Annotated in this window: 17 protein-coding genes; 8 read left to right on the forward strand and 9 right to left on the reverse strand. The window is 66.9% G+C overall.

Annotation, left to right across the window (positions count from 1 at the left end; genetic code table 11):
- Positions 1-122: 122 nt before the first annotated feature.
- Positions 123-500, reverse strand: coding sequence for a VOC family protein (locus tag ACIA75_RS01500; protein ID WP_397098716.1), 378 nt, complete (start codon positions 498-500; stop codon positions 123-125).
- 162 nt (positions 501-662) lie between these two features.
- Between ACIA75_RS01500 and ACIA75_RS01505 the strand changes: the two genes are divergently transcribed.
- Positions 663-1,502, forward strand: a complete 840-nt coding sequence (locus tag ACIA75_RS01505) for a patatin-like phospholipase family protein (RefSeq protein WP_397098718.1) — start codon at positions 663-665, stop codon at positions 1,500-1,502.
- Between the two features lie 16 nt (positions 1,503-1,518).
- On the opposite strand, the gene ACIA75_RS01510 is transcribed toward ACIA75_RS01505, so the two are convergent.
- The gene (locus ACIA75_RS01510; RefSeq protein WP_397098720.1) at positions 1,519-2,787 is read right to left on the reverse strand and encodes a helix-turn-helix domain-containing protein; all 1,269 of its coding nucleotides are present in this window, start codon (positions 2,785-2,787) and stop codon (positions 1,519-1,521) included.
- 266 nt (positions 2,788-3,053) lie between these two features.
- Between ACIA75_RS01510 and ACIA75_RS01515 the strand changes: the two genes are divergently transcribed.
- From ACIA75_RS01515 to ACIA75_RS01530, 4 genes are all read left to right on the forward strand, one after another.
- Positions 3,054-3,710, forward strand: a complete 657-nt coding sequence (locus tag ACIA75_RS01515; protein WP_397098722.1) for an SRPBCC family protein — start codon at positions 3,054-3,056, stop codon at positions 3,708-3,710.
- Positions 3,710-4,111: an ArsR/SmtB family transcription factor gene (locus ACIA75_RS01520; RefSeq protein ID WP_397098725.1), complete on the forward strand. Its 402-nt coding sequence runs from the start codon at positions 3,710-3,712 to the stop codon at positions 4,109-4,111. Before ACIA75_RS01515 ends, ACIA75_RS01520 begins: the two co-directional genes overlap by 1 nt.
- A gap of 61 nt (positions 4,112-4,172) precedes the next feature.
- Positions 4,173-4,883, forward strand: a complete 711-nt coding sequence (locus ACIA75_RS01525) for a polysaccharide deacetylase family protein (RefSeq protein ID WP_397098727.1) — start codon at positions 4,173-4,175, stop codon at positions 4,881-4,883.
- Between the two features lie 118 nt (positions 4,884-5,001).
- Positions 5,002-5,547 (forward strand): carboxymuconolactone decarboxylase family protein, encoded by a 546-nt coding sequence (locus tag ACIA75_RS01530; protein ID WP_397098729.1) that lies wholly within the window; start codon positions 5,002-5,004, stop codon positions 5,545-5,547.
- Between the two features lie 52 nt (positions 5,548-5,599).
- Here ACIA75_RS01530 and ACIA75_RS01535 read toward each other — a convergent pair whose 3' ends face one another.
- From ACIA75_RS01535 to ACIA75_RS01545, 3 genes are all read right to left on the reverse strand, one after another.
- The gene (locus ACIA75_RS01535; protein WP_397098732.1) at positions 5,600-6,070 is read right to left on the reverse strand and encodes a PaaI family thioesterase; all 471 of its coding nucleotides are present in this window, start codon (positions 6,068-6,070) and stop codon (positions 5,600-5,602) included.
- 35 nt (positions 6,071-6,105) lie between these two features.
- On the reverse strand, positions 6,106-6,522 hold the full coding sequence (locus ACIA75_RS01540; protein ID WP_397098734.1) for a hypothetical protein: 417 nt from the start codon (positions 6,520-6,522) through the stop codon (positions 6,106-6,108).
- Positions 6,523-6,613: 91 nt separating this feature from the next.
- Positions 6,614-7,582: an aldo/keto reductase gene (locus tag ACIA75_RS01545; protein WP_397098736.1), complete on the reverse strand. Its 969-nt coding sequence runs from the start codon at positions 7,580-7,582 to the stop codon at positions 6,614-6,616.
- Positions 7,583-7,669: 87 nt separating this feature from the next.
- On the opposite strand from ACIA75_RS01545, the gene ACIA75_RS01550 reads away from it, so the two are divergent.
- Positions 7,670-8,248 carry a TetR family transcriptional regulator gene (locus tag ACIA75_RS01550; protein ID WP_397098738.1) on the forward strand — a complete coding sequence of 193 codons (579 nt, stop codon included), beginning with the start codon at positions 7,670-7,672 and terminating at the stop codon, positions 8,246-8,248.
- Between the two features lie 128 nt (positions 8,249-8,376).
- On the opposite strand, the gene lpdA is transcribed toward ACIA75_RS01550, so the two are convergent.
- Complete coding sequence (lpdA, locus tag ACIA75_RS01555) at positions 8,377-9,780, reverse strand: dihydrolipoyl dehydrogenase (protein WP_397098740.1); 1,404 nt, start codon at positions 9,778-9,780, stop codon at positions 8,377-8,379.
- Between the two features lie 125 nt (positions 9,781-9,905).
- Positions 9,906-10,595: a ZIP family metal transporter gene (locus tag ACIA75_RS01560; RefSeq protein WP_397098742.1), complete on the reverse strand. Its 690-nt coding sequence runs from the start codon at positions 10,593-10,595 to the stop codon at positions 9,906-9,908.
- 246 nt (positions 10,596-10,841) lie between these two features.
- Between ACIA75_RS01560 and ACIA75_RS01565 the strand changes: the two genes are divergently transcribed.
- Positions 10,842-11,474 (forward strand): TetR/AcrR family transcriptional regulator, encoded by a 633-nt coding sequence (locus ACIA75_RS01565; RefSeq protein ID WP_397098744.1) that lies wholly within the window; start codon positions 10,842-10,844, stop codon positions 11,472-11,474.
- Between the two features lie 42 nt (positions 11,475-11,516).
- Positions 11,517-12,377, forward strand: a complete 861-nt coding sequence (locus ACIA75_RS01570; RefSeq protein WP_397098746.1) for an alpha/beta fold hydrolase — start codon at positions 11,517-11,519, stop codon at positions 12,375-12,377.
- Positions 12,378-12,389: 12 nt separating this feature from the next.
- On the opposite strand, the gene ACIA75_RS01575 is transcribed toward ACIA75_RS01570, so the two are convergent.
- Both ACIA75_RS01575 and ACIA75_RS01580 read right to left on the reverse strand, forming a co-directional pair.
- Entirely contained in the window at positions 12,390-14,462 is a 2,073-nt protein-coding gene (locus ACIA75_RS01575; protein ID WP_397098748.1) for a prolyl oligopeptidase family protein, read from the reverse strand.
- 120 nt (positions 14,463-14,582) lie between these two features.
- Positions 14,583-15,074 carry a MarR family winged helix-turn-helix transcriptional regulator gene (locus tag ACIA75_RS01580; RefSeq protein WP_397098750.1) on the reverse strand — a complete coding sequence of 164 codons (492 nt, stop codon included), beginning with the start codon at positions 15,072-15,074 and terminating at the stop codon, positions 14,583-14,585.
- Positions 15,075-15,168 lie beyond the last annotated feature (94 nt).

Here is a 15,168-nt window from a genome sequence, read left to right on the forward strand (position 1 = left end):
GGTGTCGATCATGACCCGCCCGCCCCTTTCGTACCACTGATATGGCCTGTGGTTCAGGCGAATCGGCGATCAGCGTCCGGATATCCGGTGTTCCCGCGGCCGGGAGACAGCAGCCGAGGCGATCAAACCCACTGCACGAGTTGATAGACGATGCCGTTGGGATCGGTTGTCTGGAAGTAGCGCTCGCCCCATTCCTCGGTCTCGATCGGCGTGACGATCGGTGCGTCCGCGGCCCGCAGGCGCGCGTATTCGGCGTCGATATCGGCCACGATGAACACCACCAGCAGACCGTCTCCCGCCGGGCCGGCGATCCGCGCGGGTTTGAAGGTGGACAGGCCGGTGCGCAGGTAGATCAGGTTGATCCCGGCATCCGGGTGGCTCAGCGAGACGAAACCGTCGGCCGACATCTGCTCGGCGAATCCGAAGTGCGTGGACACGAAATCGGCCGAGGCGGCCGGGTCGGCGACGTTCAGGGATATGGCTGTTCCGGTAGTACGCATGAGCCCTCCACAGTCACTCGCGATAATTCCGTACATCGTACGTAGTTATTGTTACCGGCCTTCCCGCGCGAGCGCACCGTGATTTGCTTCACATTCCCCGGCGCCGGGCGCGGCGCTCACCCGAACCGAGCGGGACGTCCGCACATTGGCTAACCTGCTGCCATGCCCGACGCCGCACTGCCCCCGGAGCCCACGATCGCCTTGGTGCTGGGAGGCGGTGGTCCTGTCGGGATAGCCTGGCTGGCCGGCCTGGCCCAGGGCTTACAGGCGGCCGGGATCGACCTGTCCCGTGCCGGCCGCATCATCGGGACCTCCGCCGGCGCGGTGGTCGGCACGGCCATCGCCGCCCGGGCGGACCTGTCCACGCTGCTGAGGCCGCGCCCGGCTCCCGCCGAACCGCCGGCGCACGACTACGGTCCGCTCCTGGAGATCGCCTCGCTGTTGCGTGCCGTCGACACGGATCGCGAACTCGTCCTGCAGCGAGTCGGCGAACTGGCACTCGGCGCGGAAACCGGCGATCCGGCGGCCCATCTCGAACGCATCGGTTCGCTGGTGGATTTCGCCGACTGGCCCGACCACGATCTAGTGGTCACCTCGATCGATATCGGCTCGGGCGAACTCCACGCCTGGACCCGCGGCGATAAGGCCACCCTCGTCCAGGCGCTGGCCGCCAGTACCGCGGTCCCGGGGGTCTTCCCGCCGATCGAGATCGGCGGCCGGCACTACATCGATGGCGGCGTCCGTTCCACCATCAATGCCGATCTCGCCGCCGGCTACGACGCGGTCGTGATCCTGGAGCCGCTGGCCCACGTCTATCCGCGCACCAAGGCCGACCGGGGCTTGGACGCCCGGGAGATCTCGATCGGCCCGGACGATATCACCGTCGCCGCATTCGGCCCCGATCTGTTCGCCGAGGCGGCGCTGGGTCCGGCCTATGAATCCGGTCTGCGCCAGGCGGTTCCGGCCGCGACGGAACTGCGGGAGTTCTGGCCCACCGCGTGACCGGGCGCGCCGGAACTCAGATCGTCCGGGGCCCGCGCGCGGCCCGCAGCGCACTGCGCGGCGGGGCGGACCGGCCCCCCGGCGGCGGGATGAACGGCGCGTCCACCCCGATGCGCTGTGCGAACTCGGCGAGGCCCGGTGTGCGCTGATCCATGCTGAGCAGGTCCGCGGTCGCCGAGCGCACCGACCGGTGCCGGTGAATCTGTTCCGGCGCGAGGGCCTCGGCCGCGAGCAGCAGTGCCAGCGCACGTTCCGGGCTGCGCCGCTGCGCCCAGGCCCGGGCCGTATCGACGAGTAGCCGGCCGCGATCGAAATCCGACAGGGTCGTCGCGTCGATCTTGCCGGCCAGGCGTATCGCGGTACCGGCATCACCGAGCTCCACCGCGGCGGCGACCTCTTGCAGATCGACCGCGGTCGGCCCGAAGGCAATGCGGTATTCCTCGCGGTCCGCACCCAGCGCGCTCGATACCTTGCGCGCCTGCCGCAGCATTTCGTGCACGCGCTCGGTGTCCTCCATCCGGGCGGCGATGATCGCGGACTGCAAGGTCAATCCGCCGTAGACCGTCAGCGCCCGCGGCGCCGGCTGGTCCAGGAGCGTTCCCAGCGCCGCGCGGGCCGTATCGACGGTGTGCCGGGCCAGCTCGAGTTGCTGCGCCCGCTGGAAGACGATGGCGCGCCGAAAAGCGCAGGCCGCCATGAGCACCGGGTCCGCACTGCGCTGCGCCTTCGCCATCGCGCGTTCGGCGGCGGCCCAGGCGGCGTCGAACTGCCGCAGCTCGGCCAGCGCCACCGCCCAGACCTGATAGAGGTCGGCCAGCAGGGCATCGGCTCGCGCGCTACCGGCCCCCGACGCCGCCTCCAGCTCCGGGATCTGCGATTCGAGCAAGGCGAGCAGATCGGCGTAGCGCGCCTGCCGGGCGCGGGCCCAGGCGGTTTCGACTTGTTCGGCGAGCGGGCCCAGGTCGGGTAGATCGCGGACTTCGGCCACCGCTACGCCCAGCGCGTGATCGCCGGCCAGCAACCGGCGCAGGGCGAGGACATGCGCCGGAACCGGCTGGGCCTGCGCGGTGGGCGCGGTGGGCGCGAGCTCGGCGACCGGGATTTCCAGCACCTCCGCGATCCGTTCCAGCACATCGAGCACCTTGACCGGACGGACCCCGCGCTCGACCTGCGACACCCACGCTTCCGAACGTTTGATCAACGGCGCGAAATCACGTTGGGACAATCCTTTCCGGGCACGGTAGTACGCAATTTTCCGCCCGATTCCGGATTCGTGACCTGTCATCAGTGGGATGCGCCTTTCGCCGCGACCGGATGCAGCTCCGGCCTCGCCCGATATTAAGGCCAAAACTCCGCACGTGTACCGGTCAGCGGTACACGGTTCCGGATCGGAATCACAAGCTCCATACCCCGCTCACAAGGTCCGATCCGGCAGCCGCGGAATCGGATCCACGCCGCGCTGCGCGGGCCCGCCACAGCCGGGCCCGGAGCCGGTGGAGTCTCGCCGCTCGTTCGATTAATATAAGAAAAAACTTATCAAAGGAGGACATCGTGGGTTTACTGACTGATCCCATCGCCGTCGCGGGGCTCGTATCCCGGGAGATCCGTACCGGCGAACGACAGGGGATGCCGACGAAGATCGCCGTCGCCCGGCGTTCGTATGCCACCGATCCGGACGATCTCTGGAATGCGCTCACCGACGCCGGCCGCATACCACGCTGGTTTCTGCCCGTCACCGGGGAGCTGAGCGTCGGCGGCAGATATCAGCTCGAAGGAAATGCGGGCGGTGTGGTCGAAGAATGCGAACCGCCGAAACGATTCGCCGTCACCTGGGAAATGGGCCCGATGATCTCCTGGCTCGAAATCCGCCTCGATCCGGCCGCCGAGGGAACCACGCTGGAATTGATGCACGAGGCGCCCGTGGACCCGGATATGTGGAAACAATTCGGGCCCGGTGCGGTGGGCGTGGGGTGGGATCTGGGTCTCATGGGCCTGGGGCTGCACCTGGACACCGGAGCGGGCGTCGACCAGGCGGCGGCCCTGGAATTCCCGACCACCCCGGACGGTCTGGCATTCGTCCGCGCCGCCGCCGCGGGCTGGGCGGAGGCGGCGATCGCCGACGGCGACGATCCGGCGCTCGCGCGGCCGGCGGCCGAGACAACGGTGGCGTTCTACACCACCGTCCCAGAGGAGGGCACCCAGTCCTGATGTCCGGTTCAGCTCCGGAAAAAGTATTCGAGGCGCTCGCCAACCCCGTCCGCCGCGAAATCCTGCGCCTGGTGGCGGACGGTGAGCAACCGGCCGGTGTACTCGTGGCCGGCGTCCGGGCATCTTCGCCGATCTCCCAGCCCGCGGTCTCGCAGCATCTCGACGTGCTGCGTGCGGCCGGGCTGGTGCGGGTGCGATCGGTGGGGGTCCAGCGGATCTACGCACTCGACCCGGACGGCGTGGCCGCTGCCCGGGAGTGGCTGGCCGGCCTGCTGGATCCGATGGCACAGTTCGCCCAGCCACTCGACGCCCTCGCCACCGAAGTCGCGCGCGGCAAACGCGAACGCCGCCGGCAACAGCCGCTCCCGGATGAAACAACCCGCGACACCCGGCCGGCCTGAGACAGGGTGAAAACTGCCCTGCTCCACCGCAAATCAGACATGCTGCGTGTATACAGCTGATATGCGACGGTGGATGATCGGTGCGGCCTGCGGGCTGGTGATGGTATTGGTCGTGCTGGCCGGCGGCTACTTTCTGATGAACTCCCGGACCTACCAGTTGGCCGGGCGACTGGTGGATCGGGTGGAAACCAGCGACAAGATAGTGGCATTGACACTGGACGACGGCCCCACCGACCACGCCCCCGAAGTACTGGATCTCCTCGCCGCCGCCGGCGTGCCGGCCACCTTCTATCTCAACGGACGCGATCTGGCCGCCCGCCCCGAACTGGGCCGGGCGATCGCGGCGGCCGGCCACGAGATCGGCAACCACACCTACAACCACCGCCGTATGGTGCTGGTCTCCCCCGAAACGGTGGCCGGCGAAGTGGAACGCACCGATGCCGAGATCCGGCGAACCGGCTACCGGGGCGATATCACCTTCCGCCCGCCGTACGGCAAGAAACTGTGGACACTGCCGGACTATCTGTCGGACCACGACCGCACAACGGTCACCTGGGATGTGGAACCGGAGGCCGGAAACAGTTCGACGGCCGAGATCGTGGACGCCGCCATCGAGCAGGTCCGACCCGGTTCGATAATCCTGCTGCACACCATGTTCGGAAGCGGGGCGGCATCCCGCGCGGCGATCGGGCCGATCGCCGCCACGCTGCGGGCCGACGGCTACCGGTTCGTCACCGTCTCCGATCTGCTCGGTCGCGCCGGACAGTCGTGACCCGGCAGCCCGGTACACCGGCCCGGGGACAGGTAGGTTCAGTGCAGCGCCGCGTGTAGCCGAGACCGAGATCGAGGCCGACGGCAGGAAAAGCTTCCATTCGAGAGAGGGCAGATCGATGGTTTCGGCGTCGCAACCACGGATCACCCCCGGCCGCCTGCGCGAGCTGGGACCGTTCAACTGGGTGGCGTGGCAGGTGCTCTCCCGGGCATCCGGCACCCGGGACGCGCAGCTGTTCAGCACCCTCGGCCGGGCCGGCCGGCTGTTCCGCGGCTGGCTGCATTTCTCCGGAATGCTGATGCCCGCCGGGCAGTTGCGCCGCCACGACTCCGAACTGGTGATCCTGCGCGTCGCGCATCTGCGTGATTGCGCGTACGAAACCGACCATCACATCCGCCTCGGCCGCCGAGCCGGGGTGACGCCGGAGATTCTCGAGCGGATCCGCGAAGGTGCCGGCGCCGAGGGATGGACGGATAAACACCGCGCCCTGCTCACCGCGGTGGACCAGCTGATCGCGACCCGCGATATCGACGACGCGGCCTGGGAACATCTGTCCACCTACTACGACGACCGCCGGCTGATCGAGATCGTCCTCCTGGTCAACCAGTACGAAGGCCTCGCCGCCACCATCAACACCCTGCGCATCCGCCGCGACGAGTTCTGAACGCGGCCCGCACGGACGAATCCCGCGCGCCGCGGTTCGGACGGATCCGCGATCAAGTCCGCAGCCGCGCGTACACCTCCTGCTCATGCCGGGCGACCACCCGGCCGTCCGAGCCCACCAGGTCCGCAGAATGGATGGTCCGCGAACTTCCGGTGGCCGCGACGTTCCGCCGGATGACCTCCGCCTCGTCCGGCGAGACACACATCGTCGCCCGCACCTCACCGCGTCCGGGTGCCAGGAACTCGGTCGAGACCCGGGTGTTCCAGATCGTGTATTCGTCGCCGAGCTGCCATTGCGCCATCAATCCGAAGAACGGATCGGTCATCGCCGACAGCATGCCGCCGAACGCGGCACCGTTGTGATTCTTGTTCCAGCCGCGAACTTTCAGGCGGACGGTGACGCTGGTCCAATCGTCCGCGACGTGCACCACGCGCACCCCACCCAGCAGGAACGGCGGATAGAGACTGGTGAATGCGGCGAACTGACGAGCCGACATCTGGGTGAACACCCTGGCCAGGTCCATTCCCCCACCTCACGATCGTTCTTACCCGGTCGCGGCTATCGCCCGCCGGTGAATGCCGCCGCGGGCACGAATATCTCGTGCCCCGAATCGAACCGTACCGAGACCCCGTCCGGACGCCACTGCACCGTTGTCGGCACCGGGTCTCGATTTCCGAGGATCTCGAAGTACACCGGATGCCCGTACGTCAGGCCGGGGTCGCGGCTGATCATGATCTTGTCGTCGAGACGACGGCCCAGCAGCCGGCTCTCCCGCCGTACCAGCCCGGCGTGGTAGGTGAACCCGTCGTAGTCGACTGCGTCCGGCTGCGTGGACGTGTACACCGTCGCGGTCCGCACCATCTGGGTATCGACGAAAACCCCCACCGCGCCGGCCAGAACGAGCAGCGGCACCGCGATCGCGGCGAGCACCCACCACGGCGTGGACGAGCGGCGGACCGCGGAAACCGAAGGCACAGGCGAAATATATCCCGGGCGCGGTATACGTGTGCCCCACCCGCGCCGCCGGAGGCGGCACCGTCGATACCGGCCTGCCGGATCGATCCGATCAATTCAGCGGTGCCGATAGTTCCGCCAGGCGGGAGAGTTCGGTATCGGTGAGGCGCAGGTTCATCGCTGCGCCGAGCTCCGCCGCTTGGTGTGGTTTGGAGGCGCCCGGGATCGCGACCACCGTGTCGCCGTAATAGCCGATCAGCCAGGCGAGCGCCACCTGTGCCGGCGTGGCGCCGTATGCCCGGGCCAGTTTCCATAGCTCGTCGATCAACGGCGCGGTCCGGGTCAGGGTGCGGGTGTTGAAGCCGCCCAGTGTCTTGCGGATAGGTCGTACCGCGCCGATCAGGTCGGGCGAATCGTGGAATTTCCCGGTGAGCAGACCGGATTTCAGCGGCGAATAGGCGATCAGCGTGATCCCGAGCCGGCGGGCCGTTTCCAGCACTCCGTCGTCCTCGATCTTTCGGTGCAGCAGGTTGATCTGCACCTGATTGGAAATCAGCCGCGTTCCGTGTTCGCGCAGTATCCGGTCCGCGCGTTCCATCTGCCGCGCCGAGAAATTGCTCACGCCGACATACGCGATTTTGCCCTCGCTGCGCAGGCGGGCCATCGCCCGGACTTGGCGGGCCACCGAGGAGAGGCTGCCGAATGGTTGGTGGATCTGATAGAGGTCGATCGGAAATCCCTGGAGCGCGGTAATTCTCGTGTCGATGGTGCGGCCGATATTGGTCGCGGTGCGACCCATCGGCGTCCATTTGGTGGCGATGGAGATATCACCGGGTGTGGTTCCCGCGGCGCGCAGCGACGTGGTCAGCGCGCGTTCGGAATGCCCGCCACCGTACATCTCGGCGGTGTCGAACCAGGTGATTCCGCTGTCGAGCGCGGCTTTCACCACGCCATCGGTCGTGGTGCCGTCGAGTTCCGGGTAGAACTGCGCCACCAGGCCCGGACCCGCGAACTGCATACAACCCAGACCGATGGGCGTGACCTCGATATCCGATGACCCCAGTACCCGCGTTGCAATCATGAGCTTCTCCAATCTCCTTATGAGACATCAATGTCTCATAAGGAGATGTATATGTCAATGAATGGGGCTGGGATATATGCTCGGGCGATGGCCGAACGTCCCGCCCTGCGCGATCACATCGAAGCCGCGATCCTCACCGCAGCCGCCGACGTGCTGGCCGTCCGGGGCACCGCGAGCATGGCCGAGATCGCCGCGGCCGCCGGGATCGGCCGCGCGACCCTGTACCGCTACTTCGCCAACCGGGAGGCGCTGCTGAGCGGGCTCACCGAGGCGGCAGCCCGGGACCTGGTCGCCCGGATCGACGACGCCGACCTGGACTCGGTGCCGGTGCCCACCGCCTTGGCCCGCCTGACGCGCGGTTTCCTCACCGCGGGCAGCAAATACGGCGCTCTGTTACAGCCGGAGACGCACCTCCCCGAAAAGGACGCCGGGCTGAAGCAGCGATTGAGCGAACCGGTCCGTGGACTCATCGGGCGCGGCGCCGGCGCCGGCGCGCTGCGCACTGACCTGAGCGTGGACACGCTGTTCGAGATGTACACCGGCTTACTGGAGAAAGGCCTGCTCATGGTGTTGCGCGGCGACACCGGAGTGGAACAGGCGAGTGCCGCGGTGCTCGCGATCTTCCTCGACGGCGCGCGCGCAGCCGGCAACGGAGGCACGCCGTAGCGCGAGTTGCGGCGCCGGATTCTGCCGATCAGCGGCGAACCGCGGGCCGGTAGTCCCAGCAACGCAAAAGACCCGGCACGGTAGATACCGCACCGGGTCGCGCACGGCCGAATCGGCCGTGAATGCGATCAGAAGTTGATCATGTGGCCGGCCAGGCCGTGGATGGCCTCCTGCAGCGCCTCGCTCAGCGTCGGATGCGTATGCACGTTGCGGGCCAGTTCGTTCACCGTCAGATCCCATTTCTGGGCCAGGGTGAGTTCCGGCAGCAGTTCGGAGACGTCCGGGCCGATCAGATGCCCGCCGATGAGTTCGCCGTATTTGTTGTCCGAGATCAGCTTGACGAATCCGGTGGCATCGCCCAAGCCGTGCGCCTTGCCGTTGGCGGTGAACGGGAAGGTCGCGACCTTCACGTCATAGCCCTCGTCGCGGGCCTGCTGTTCGGTCAGGCCGAAGCTCGCGACCTGCGGCTGACAGAAGGTGGCACGCGGCATCATCCGGTAGTCGCCCAGGGGCAGGGTTTCCGCACCGCCGATGGTCTCCGCCGCGACCACACCTTGCGCCTCCGCGACATGCGCGAGCTGCAGTTTCGCCGTGACGTCACCGATCGCGTAGATATGGCCCACGTTGGTGCGCATACTGTCGTCGATCGCGATGGCGCCACGCTCGGTCAGCGCGACACCGGTGTTCTCCAGGCCGAAGCCCTCGACGCGGGGCGCGAAGCCGACGGCCTGCAGGACCTTGTCCACGGTGATCGTCTCCACCGCACCGGACTTGTTGTCCTTGATCGCCACGGTGACCTTCGAACCGTCGTCGTCGATCGACTGCACGGCCGCACCGGTGGAGATGGTGATGCCCAGCTTCTTGTACGCCTTGGTGATCTCCTTGGAGACGTCGGCGTCCTCATTGGGCAGCGCGCGGTCCAGGAACTCCACGATCCGCACATCCACGCCGTAGTTGCGCAGGACGTAGCCGAACTCCATACCGATGGCGCCCGCGCCGACGATGAGGATCGAACCGGGCAGATCGCGGGTGAGGATCTGCTCCTCGTAGGTGACCACGTTCGCGCTCAGCGAGGTACCCGGCAGCAGTTTGGTGACGGTGCCGGTCGCGATGATCACGTTGTCGAAGGTAATCGACTCGGTGCCACCCTTGCTGAGCTCCACCGCGATGGTGTTGGGGTCGGTGAACGTCCCCTTCCCGTCGTACTCGGTGATCTTGTTCTTCTTCATCAGGAAGTGGACGCCCTTGACCCGGCCGTCCGCGACCTTACGACTCCGGTCGAACGCCGCACCGAAATCGAACGACGCCTCCCCGGTGATACCGAAGGTTTTCGCTTCCTTGGTGAAGATATGGGCCAGCTCCGCGTTGCGCAGCAGGGCCTTGGACGGGATGCAGCCCACGTTCAGGCACACGCCACCCCAGTATTTCTGCTCGACGATCGCTGTTCGCAGGCCGAGTTGAGCGGCGCGGATCGCGGCGACGTAACCGCCGGGACCAGCACCGAGAACGACGACATCGTAGTGGGAAGTCACGAGGTCGAGCCTAACTCTCCCCGGGTGGCCCGGCCCACCCCACCCGCCCCCGGTGGTGAGCCGGATCACCCGGGCTCGCCGCCCCGGCGCAACGGGCCGCGCCCCCGGCCGCCGGGCCGCCGGGATCACCCGAGCAGGAAGGCGACCAGGAACCCCGCCGCGGTCGCGATACCCACCCACCAGCCACCCTCGCGGTAGGCCTCCGGCATGAGTGAATCGGCGAGGACCGCAATGGTCGCGCCCCCGGCGAACGCCTGAACGGCGCTGATCGGGGTCGGGCCGAGGTGGTCGGAGAGTACGTGGCCGGCCACGGTCACGACGACGAGCACGACACCGGTGAGGACCCACAGTGCGAATGCCCGGCCGGTGGCGACGTTTCGCTGCCGGTGCAGCAGCGCGGAACCACCGATCGCCTCCGGCACGTTCCCCGCGGCGATGGCCACCAGTAGCACCACCCCGCCGCCCGAACTCAGCGATACGCCCAGGGCGGTGTTCTCCGGCACCCCGTCCAGAACAGTGCCCAGCATGAGAGCCCAGCCGACGGCAGAGGTGCCGCCCGCCCGCCGTTCCAGGAGCCGGTTCGCCACGACGTACACGGCGGCACCGAGAAACAGCGCGACTCCGGCGATGAACGCCCCCGCCTGCAAAAAGGCCGGCTCGAACAACTCATTCGATACCGCGGCGATCATGGTGCCCGCACCGAAAGCCATGAGTGAGGCGAGCAATGGTTTGGGCAATGTAGTGCGCAACCCGATTGCCGCACCGATCACCAATGGAATTGCCGTGCCGAGCCCGTACAGCAGTGCGGTTCCCATAAGATGAACACTATGTGTTGCACGGTTATCGGCTCACCTTCGCACCGCCGCTCGAAATTATTCTAGAATTTCCCTCTAAAATCGCGCACGTGATACCGGAACCGCGTACTGTCCGATTTGGCAGTTTTACCGGTGACCACACTTGCGAGCAGCCAACTTTCGGCAAACCCGCAGGATGCTACCGGTGTGCTACGAAAGGCCCGATCGATGACGAGGGGATCGGGCTTTTCGGTATTGTTCTGCGCGATGTCACAGGAAGCGAATTCGGGACGTAGGTACGCCGGCCAGCCCGTAGAAGATCGGCAACGCGAGCGGCGCGCGCGTTTTCTCGAATCCGGCCTGACGGTTTTCGCCCGCGATGGGTATGCCAATAGCTCGGTCGGCGCCATTTGCAGGGATGCGGGGTTGTCCTCGCGCCAGTTCTACGAGGAGTTCACCGGCCGTGAATCCTTACTCCTGGAACTCTTCGCACTCATCGACCGGGAATCCCGGGCCGCGGTACTGGCATCGCTGGACCACAGCGCCGAGCAGACCTCGCTACCCCGTATCGACGCGGCGATCCGCGCCTACGTGCAATCCATCGGCACCGACGCCCGGCGGGCCCGGGTGGTTCTCGTCGAAGTAGTCGGCGCGGGCGCCAAGGTCGAAAAAATGCGGATCGAATCCCGCCGGGCCTGGAGTGCTGTCCTCGCCCGGGCCGCCGAGGACGCCGCCCTGCACGGGGAGATCCCAACCGGCGATTACGACCTGCGCATGCTCGCGATCATCGGCGCGGTGAACTACGTGATCGACGAATGGAGCGGCACCGAACCCAGACAGCCACTCGACGAGGTGATCCGTGTCCTGAGCCGGATCATCGTCGGAGCGATCCGGGCCTGACGGCGTCCGGCTCGGGGACGGCACGCGGCTAATCTGGACGCGATGGAAACCGTGGCGATCCAGATGCCGGACGGCAGCACCGTACCGGTCCGGCTGCTCCCCGCCGGCGGACCACACCGGCACCCGATCGGTCTCGACCGGCCGCGTCCCGTGGTCGTGCTGATCCCCGGACTCGGCGTCCCCGGCGAGTACTACCTGTATTTCGCGCGGGAACTCGCCCGCCGCGGGGTCGACGTGGCGGTCGGCGAACTGCGCGGCAACGGCGACAGCACCCCGGCGCCCAGTGCGGCCAGCACCTACGGATACCACGAACTGGCCGCGGTCGATTTCCCGGCAATCTTCGAAGTGGTCCGCACCCGCTTCCCGGACAGCACCCCCTACCTGCTGGGGCACAGTATGGGCGGGCATCTCTCAGCGCTCTACGCGGCCCGTATCCGCGGCCGCCTCGGCGGGTTGATCCTCATCGCCTCCGGCACCCCCTACCACCGCGGGTTTCGCGGGATCATGGGCGCCGGCCTGCTGCTCGGCAGCGCGGCAGTCTCGCTCACCGCGAATCTCGCCGGTGTCTGGCCCGGCGACAAACTCGGCCCCAACGGCTTCGGACGCCAGTCCAAGGTGCTGATCTCGGACTGGGCCCGGCTGGCCCGCACCGGCCGGTTCGCCCCGGCCGGCGCCGATATCGACTACGAGGAGCGGCTGGCACGGCTGAAACTCCCCGTCCTGTCGATCACCCTGGCCGGTGACGACCTGACCCCACCGGCCTCGGCCCGCCACCTCCTGGACAAATTGCCGGCCGCCGACAAAACCAGCCGGCACGAACCGCGGCGCCTCGGCCACAACGGCTGGATTTCCGATCCCGGCCCGGTACTCGACACTGTCGAGAAATGGCTGCGCGACCGCTGACGGCGGCGCCGGTTATTTCGAGGTGCGCCCCTCGATGAGCATCTGGGTGAAGAATTCGTAGATCAGGGCCGCCTGGAACGCCGACTGTTTGTTGTCCGCGGCGCCGCCGTGCCCACCCTCGATGTTCTCGTGGTACCAGACCCGATGCCCCTGTTCCTCGAGCAGCGCGGTCATTTTCCGCGCATGCCCGGGGTGCACCCGATCGTCGCGGGTGGAGGTGGTGATCAGGATAGGTGGGTAAGTGGCATCGGACCCTGTTTCCATTGCCTTCTGATAGGGGGAATACCGGCTGATATACGACCATTCTTCGGGGATATCGGGGTCACCGTATTCCGCGACCCACGATGCCCCGGCCAGCAGCAGGTGATATCGGCGCATATCGAGCAGTGGCACCTGGCAGACAATGGCGCCGAACAACTCGGGATAGCGGGTCATCATCACCCCCATCAGCAATCCGCCGTTACTGCCGCCCAGCGCACCGAGTTGCGGTGCGGTGGTGATCCCCCGGGATACCAGATCGCGCGCAATCGACGAGAAATCCTCGTACACCTTGTGCCGATTCGCTTTCTGCACCGAGGTATGCCATTCGGGCCCGTATTCCCCGCCGCCGCGGATATTGGTCATCACCCAGGTACCGCCCTGTTCGAGCCAGCCCATACCGGAGGCCCCGCTGTACCCCGGCGTGCGGGAGACCTCGAAGCCGCCGTATCCGGACATGACCGTCGGCCCCGGGCGACCCCGATTGTCGCGGTGCCTGAGCACGAAGTACGGGACCATGGTCCCGTCGTCGGAGCGTGCGAAGAACTGTTCGGTGTCGATGCCGGCGGCGTCGAAGAAGGCCGGTTCCTGCTTCAACTCGGTGGCCGGTGCCCCGACCGCGCTCGCGAGCAGGGTGGTCGGCGTGGTGAAACCGCTGGTCATGAGCATGTAATCGTCCCCGCCCTCGAGCGGGTCGAGGTTCATGACACTCGTGGTGGCCATGGCCGGGGTATCGGCGAGCGGTTCGGTGTCCCAGCCGTCGGCCCCCGGGGTGAGGACATACAGTTTGGTCTGCACATCTTGCAGGGTCACCAGCAGCAGATGGTTCTCGGTCCAGCCGTAGCCGTGCAGCGAGGTATGCGCGTCCGGTTCGAACAGGACCTCGAATTCCCGCTCGCCGGCAAGGAACCGCGGGAAATTCGTCACGATCAGCGAACCCGCGGAATAGGTCGTCCCGCCGACCTCCCACGGCGATTTCAGCCGGACCAGCAGCCAGTCCTTGTACCACGATTCACTGGCATCCGACGGTGTCTCGAGATGGACCCACGAGCCGCCGGAATCGAGGAGGTACACCTCTTCGTTGAAGAAATCGGTGGCCTGCCCGATGTAGTGGCGTTCGTAACCGGGCGTACGGTCGTAGCCGGCTGAAACGGCCACATCGGTTGCGGTGCCCTCGAATACGGTTTCCGCGGTATCGAGCGCGGTACCGCGGCGCCAGCGTTTCGCGATCCGCGGATATCCGGAATCGGTCAGCGAGCCGGACCCGAAATCCGTTCCGACATAGAGCGTATCGATATCGATCCAGCTGAGCCTGGATTTCGCCTCCGGAAGAAAGAACCCGCCGTTCTCCGGCGCGATGAATTCTCGTGTCTCGATATCGAACTCCCGCACGACCTTGGCATCCGCGCCGCCCCGGGACAGGCTGATCAGCGCCCGCGTCTGTTCCGGCCGCAGCACACCCGCCCCGCCCCACACCCAGTTCTCGTCCTCGGCCGCGGCCACCGCGTCGAGGTCGATGAGCACATCCCATTCCGGTTCCGTTTTCGCGTACTCGGCGAACGTGGTTCGTCGCCACAGCCCGCGCGGATGCTGCGCATCACGCCAGAAGTTGTACAACCATTTCCCGCGCCGGCCCGGGTAGGCGATCTTGGCATCGGTATCGAGCATGTCCAGGATCCGCCGCTGCAACACATCGAACCGGTCGGCGGCGGCGAACCGCTCGACAACCGTCTCGTTGTGTGCCCGGGCGAAGGCCAGCGGGCGTTCACCGCTGACCTCTTCGAGCCAGAGATAGGGGTCGGTTCCACTGTCCGGTGCGTCGCTCATCCGACCATTCTCACCCAGCGGGACGGAGCTGCGGCGACGAAGGTCGGTACCGCACCGGCGCGAGGCCGTGCGCCGAACCGGCCAACCGTGACCGGGGTCCGCCGAGTTTCGTGCCGGCCGTTACGTCCGCCCCGGGGTGGAGCCGGTTACGGTATCGAAGCGGGCGGGCACTTCGGCGCGGGCGGTGTCGAACAGGTCGGCACAGCGGGTGAGCAGCCGGCACAGTGTTTCCCGTTCGGCGTCGGTGAACCCGTCGCCGACGGTTCGTTCGACCGCGATCGCGCGGGCGTCGGCATCGTGCATCACCCCTTCCCCTTTCTCGGTGAGCCGGGTTTCCAGCACGTTCTTGTGCCAGGGGTGCGGCGTGCGTTCGATCAGCCCGTGATCGACGAGGTTGGTGAGCACGGTCTTCATCGTCGGTGGCGTAACCCCGCACAACCTCGCCAGCGCGGCGGCCGAGATACCCGGGTTCTCCGTCAGGAACAGCAGTGCGGCGTACTGCGCTTCGGTGACACCCGCCGGTTTCAGCACCGCGCTCTTGGCCGCTGTCCGCGCCTGTTCCGCGCGTTTGACATACGAACCGATGCGCTCCTCGGCGGGCATGGACGTCATAGAGGCATCGTATCGACCCGCCGATCAATAAGAGCATTGACCATCATTAGTGTTCTAACTATAGTTCGTATTCTTCATAAGAAGTGAGTACGAA

Source organism: Nocardia sp. NPDC051750 (assembly GCF_044453135.1).
GTDB lineage: Bacteria > Actinomycetota > Actinomycetes > Mycobacteriales > Mycobacteriaceae > Nocardia.

Excerpts from the sequence above, each read along its gene's own strand:
- ACIA75_RS01550 (WP_397098738.1), top strand. The coding sequence starts at position 7,670 with ATGGCCGAACGTCCCGCCCTGCGCGATCACATCGAAGCCGCGATCCTC.
- ACIA75_RS01505 (WP_397098718.1), top strand. The coding sequence starts at position 663 with ATGCCCGACGCCGCACTGCCCCCGGAGCCCACGATCGCCTTGGTGCTG.
- ACIA75_RS01520 (WP_397098725.1), top strand. The coding sequence starts at position 3,710 with ATGTCCGGTTCAGCTCCGGAAAAAGTATTCGAGGCGCTCGCCAACCCC.
- ACIA75_RS01510 (WP_397098720.1), bottom strand. The coding sequence starts at position 2,787 with ATGACAGGTCACGAATCCGGAATCGGGCGGAAAATTGCGTACTACCGT.
- ACIA75_RS01545 (WP_397098736.1), bottom strand. The coding sequence starts at position 7,582 with ATGATTGCAACGCGGGTACTGGGGTCATCGGATATCGAGGTCACGCCC.
- ACIA75_RS01500 (WP_397098716.1), bottom strand. The coding sequence starts at position 500 with ATGCGTACTACCGGAACAGCCATATCCCTGAACGTCGCCGACCCGGCC.
- ACIA75_RS01575 (WP_397098748.1), bottom strand. The coding sequence starts at position 14,462 with ATGAGCGACGCACCGGACAGTGGAACCGACCCCTATCTCTGGCTCGAA.
- ACIA75_RS01525 (WP_397098727.1), top strand. The coding sequence starts at position 4,173 with ATGCGACGGTGGATGATCGGTGCGGCCTGCGGGCTGGTGATGGTATTG.
- ACIA75_RS01560 (WP_397098742.1), bottom strand. The coding sequence starts at position 10,595 with ATGGGAACCGCACTGCTGTACGGGCTCGGCACGGCAATTCCATTGGTG.
- ACIA75_RS01530 (WP_397098729.1), top strand. The coding sequence starts at position 5,002 with ATGGTTTCGGCGTCGCAACCACGGATCACCCCCGGCCGCCTGCGCGAG.
- ACIA75_RS01570 (WP_397098746.1), top strand. The coding sequence starts at position 11,517 with ATGGAAACCGTGGCGATCCAGATGCCGGACGGCAGCACCGTACCGGTC.
- ACIA75_RS01580 (WP_397098750.1), bottom strand. The coding sequence starts at position 15,074 with ATGACGTCCATGCCCGCCGAGGAGCGCATCGGTTCGTATGTCAAACGC.
- ACIA75_RS01535 (WP_397098732.1), bottom strand. The coding sequence starts at position 6,070 with ATGGACCTGGCCAGGGTGTTCACCCAGATGTCGGCTCGTCAGTTCGCC.
- ACIA75_RS01565 (WP_397098744.1), top strand. The coding sequence starts at position 10,842 with ATGTCACAGGAAGCGAATTCGGGACGTAGGTACGCCGGCCAGCCCGTA.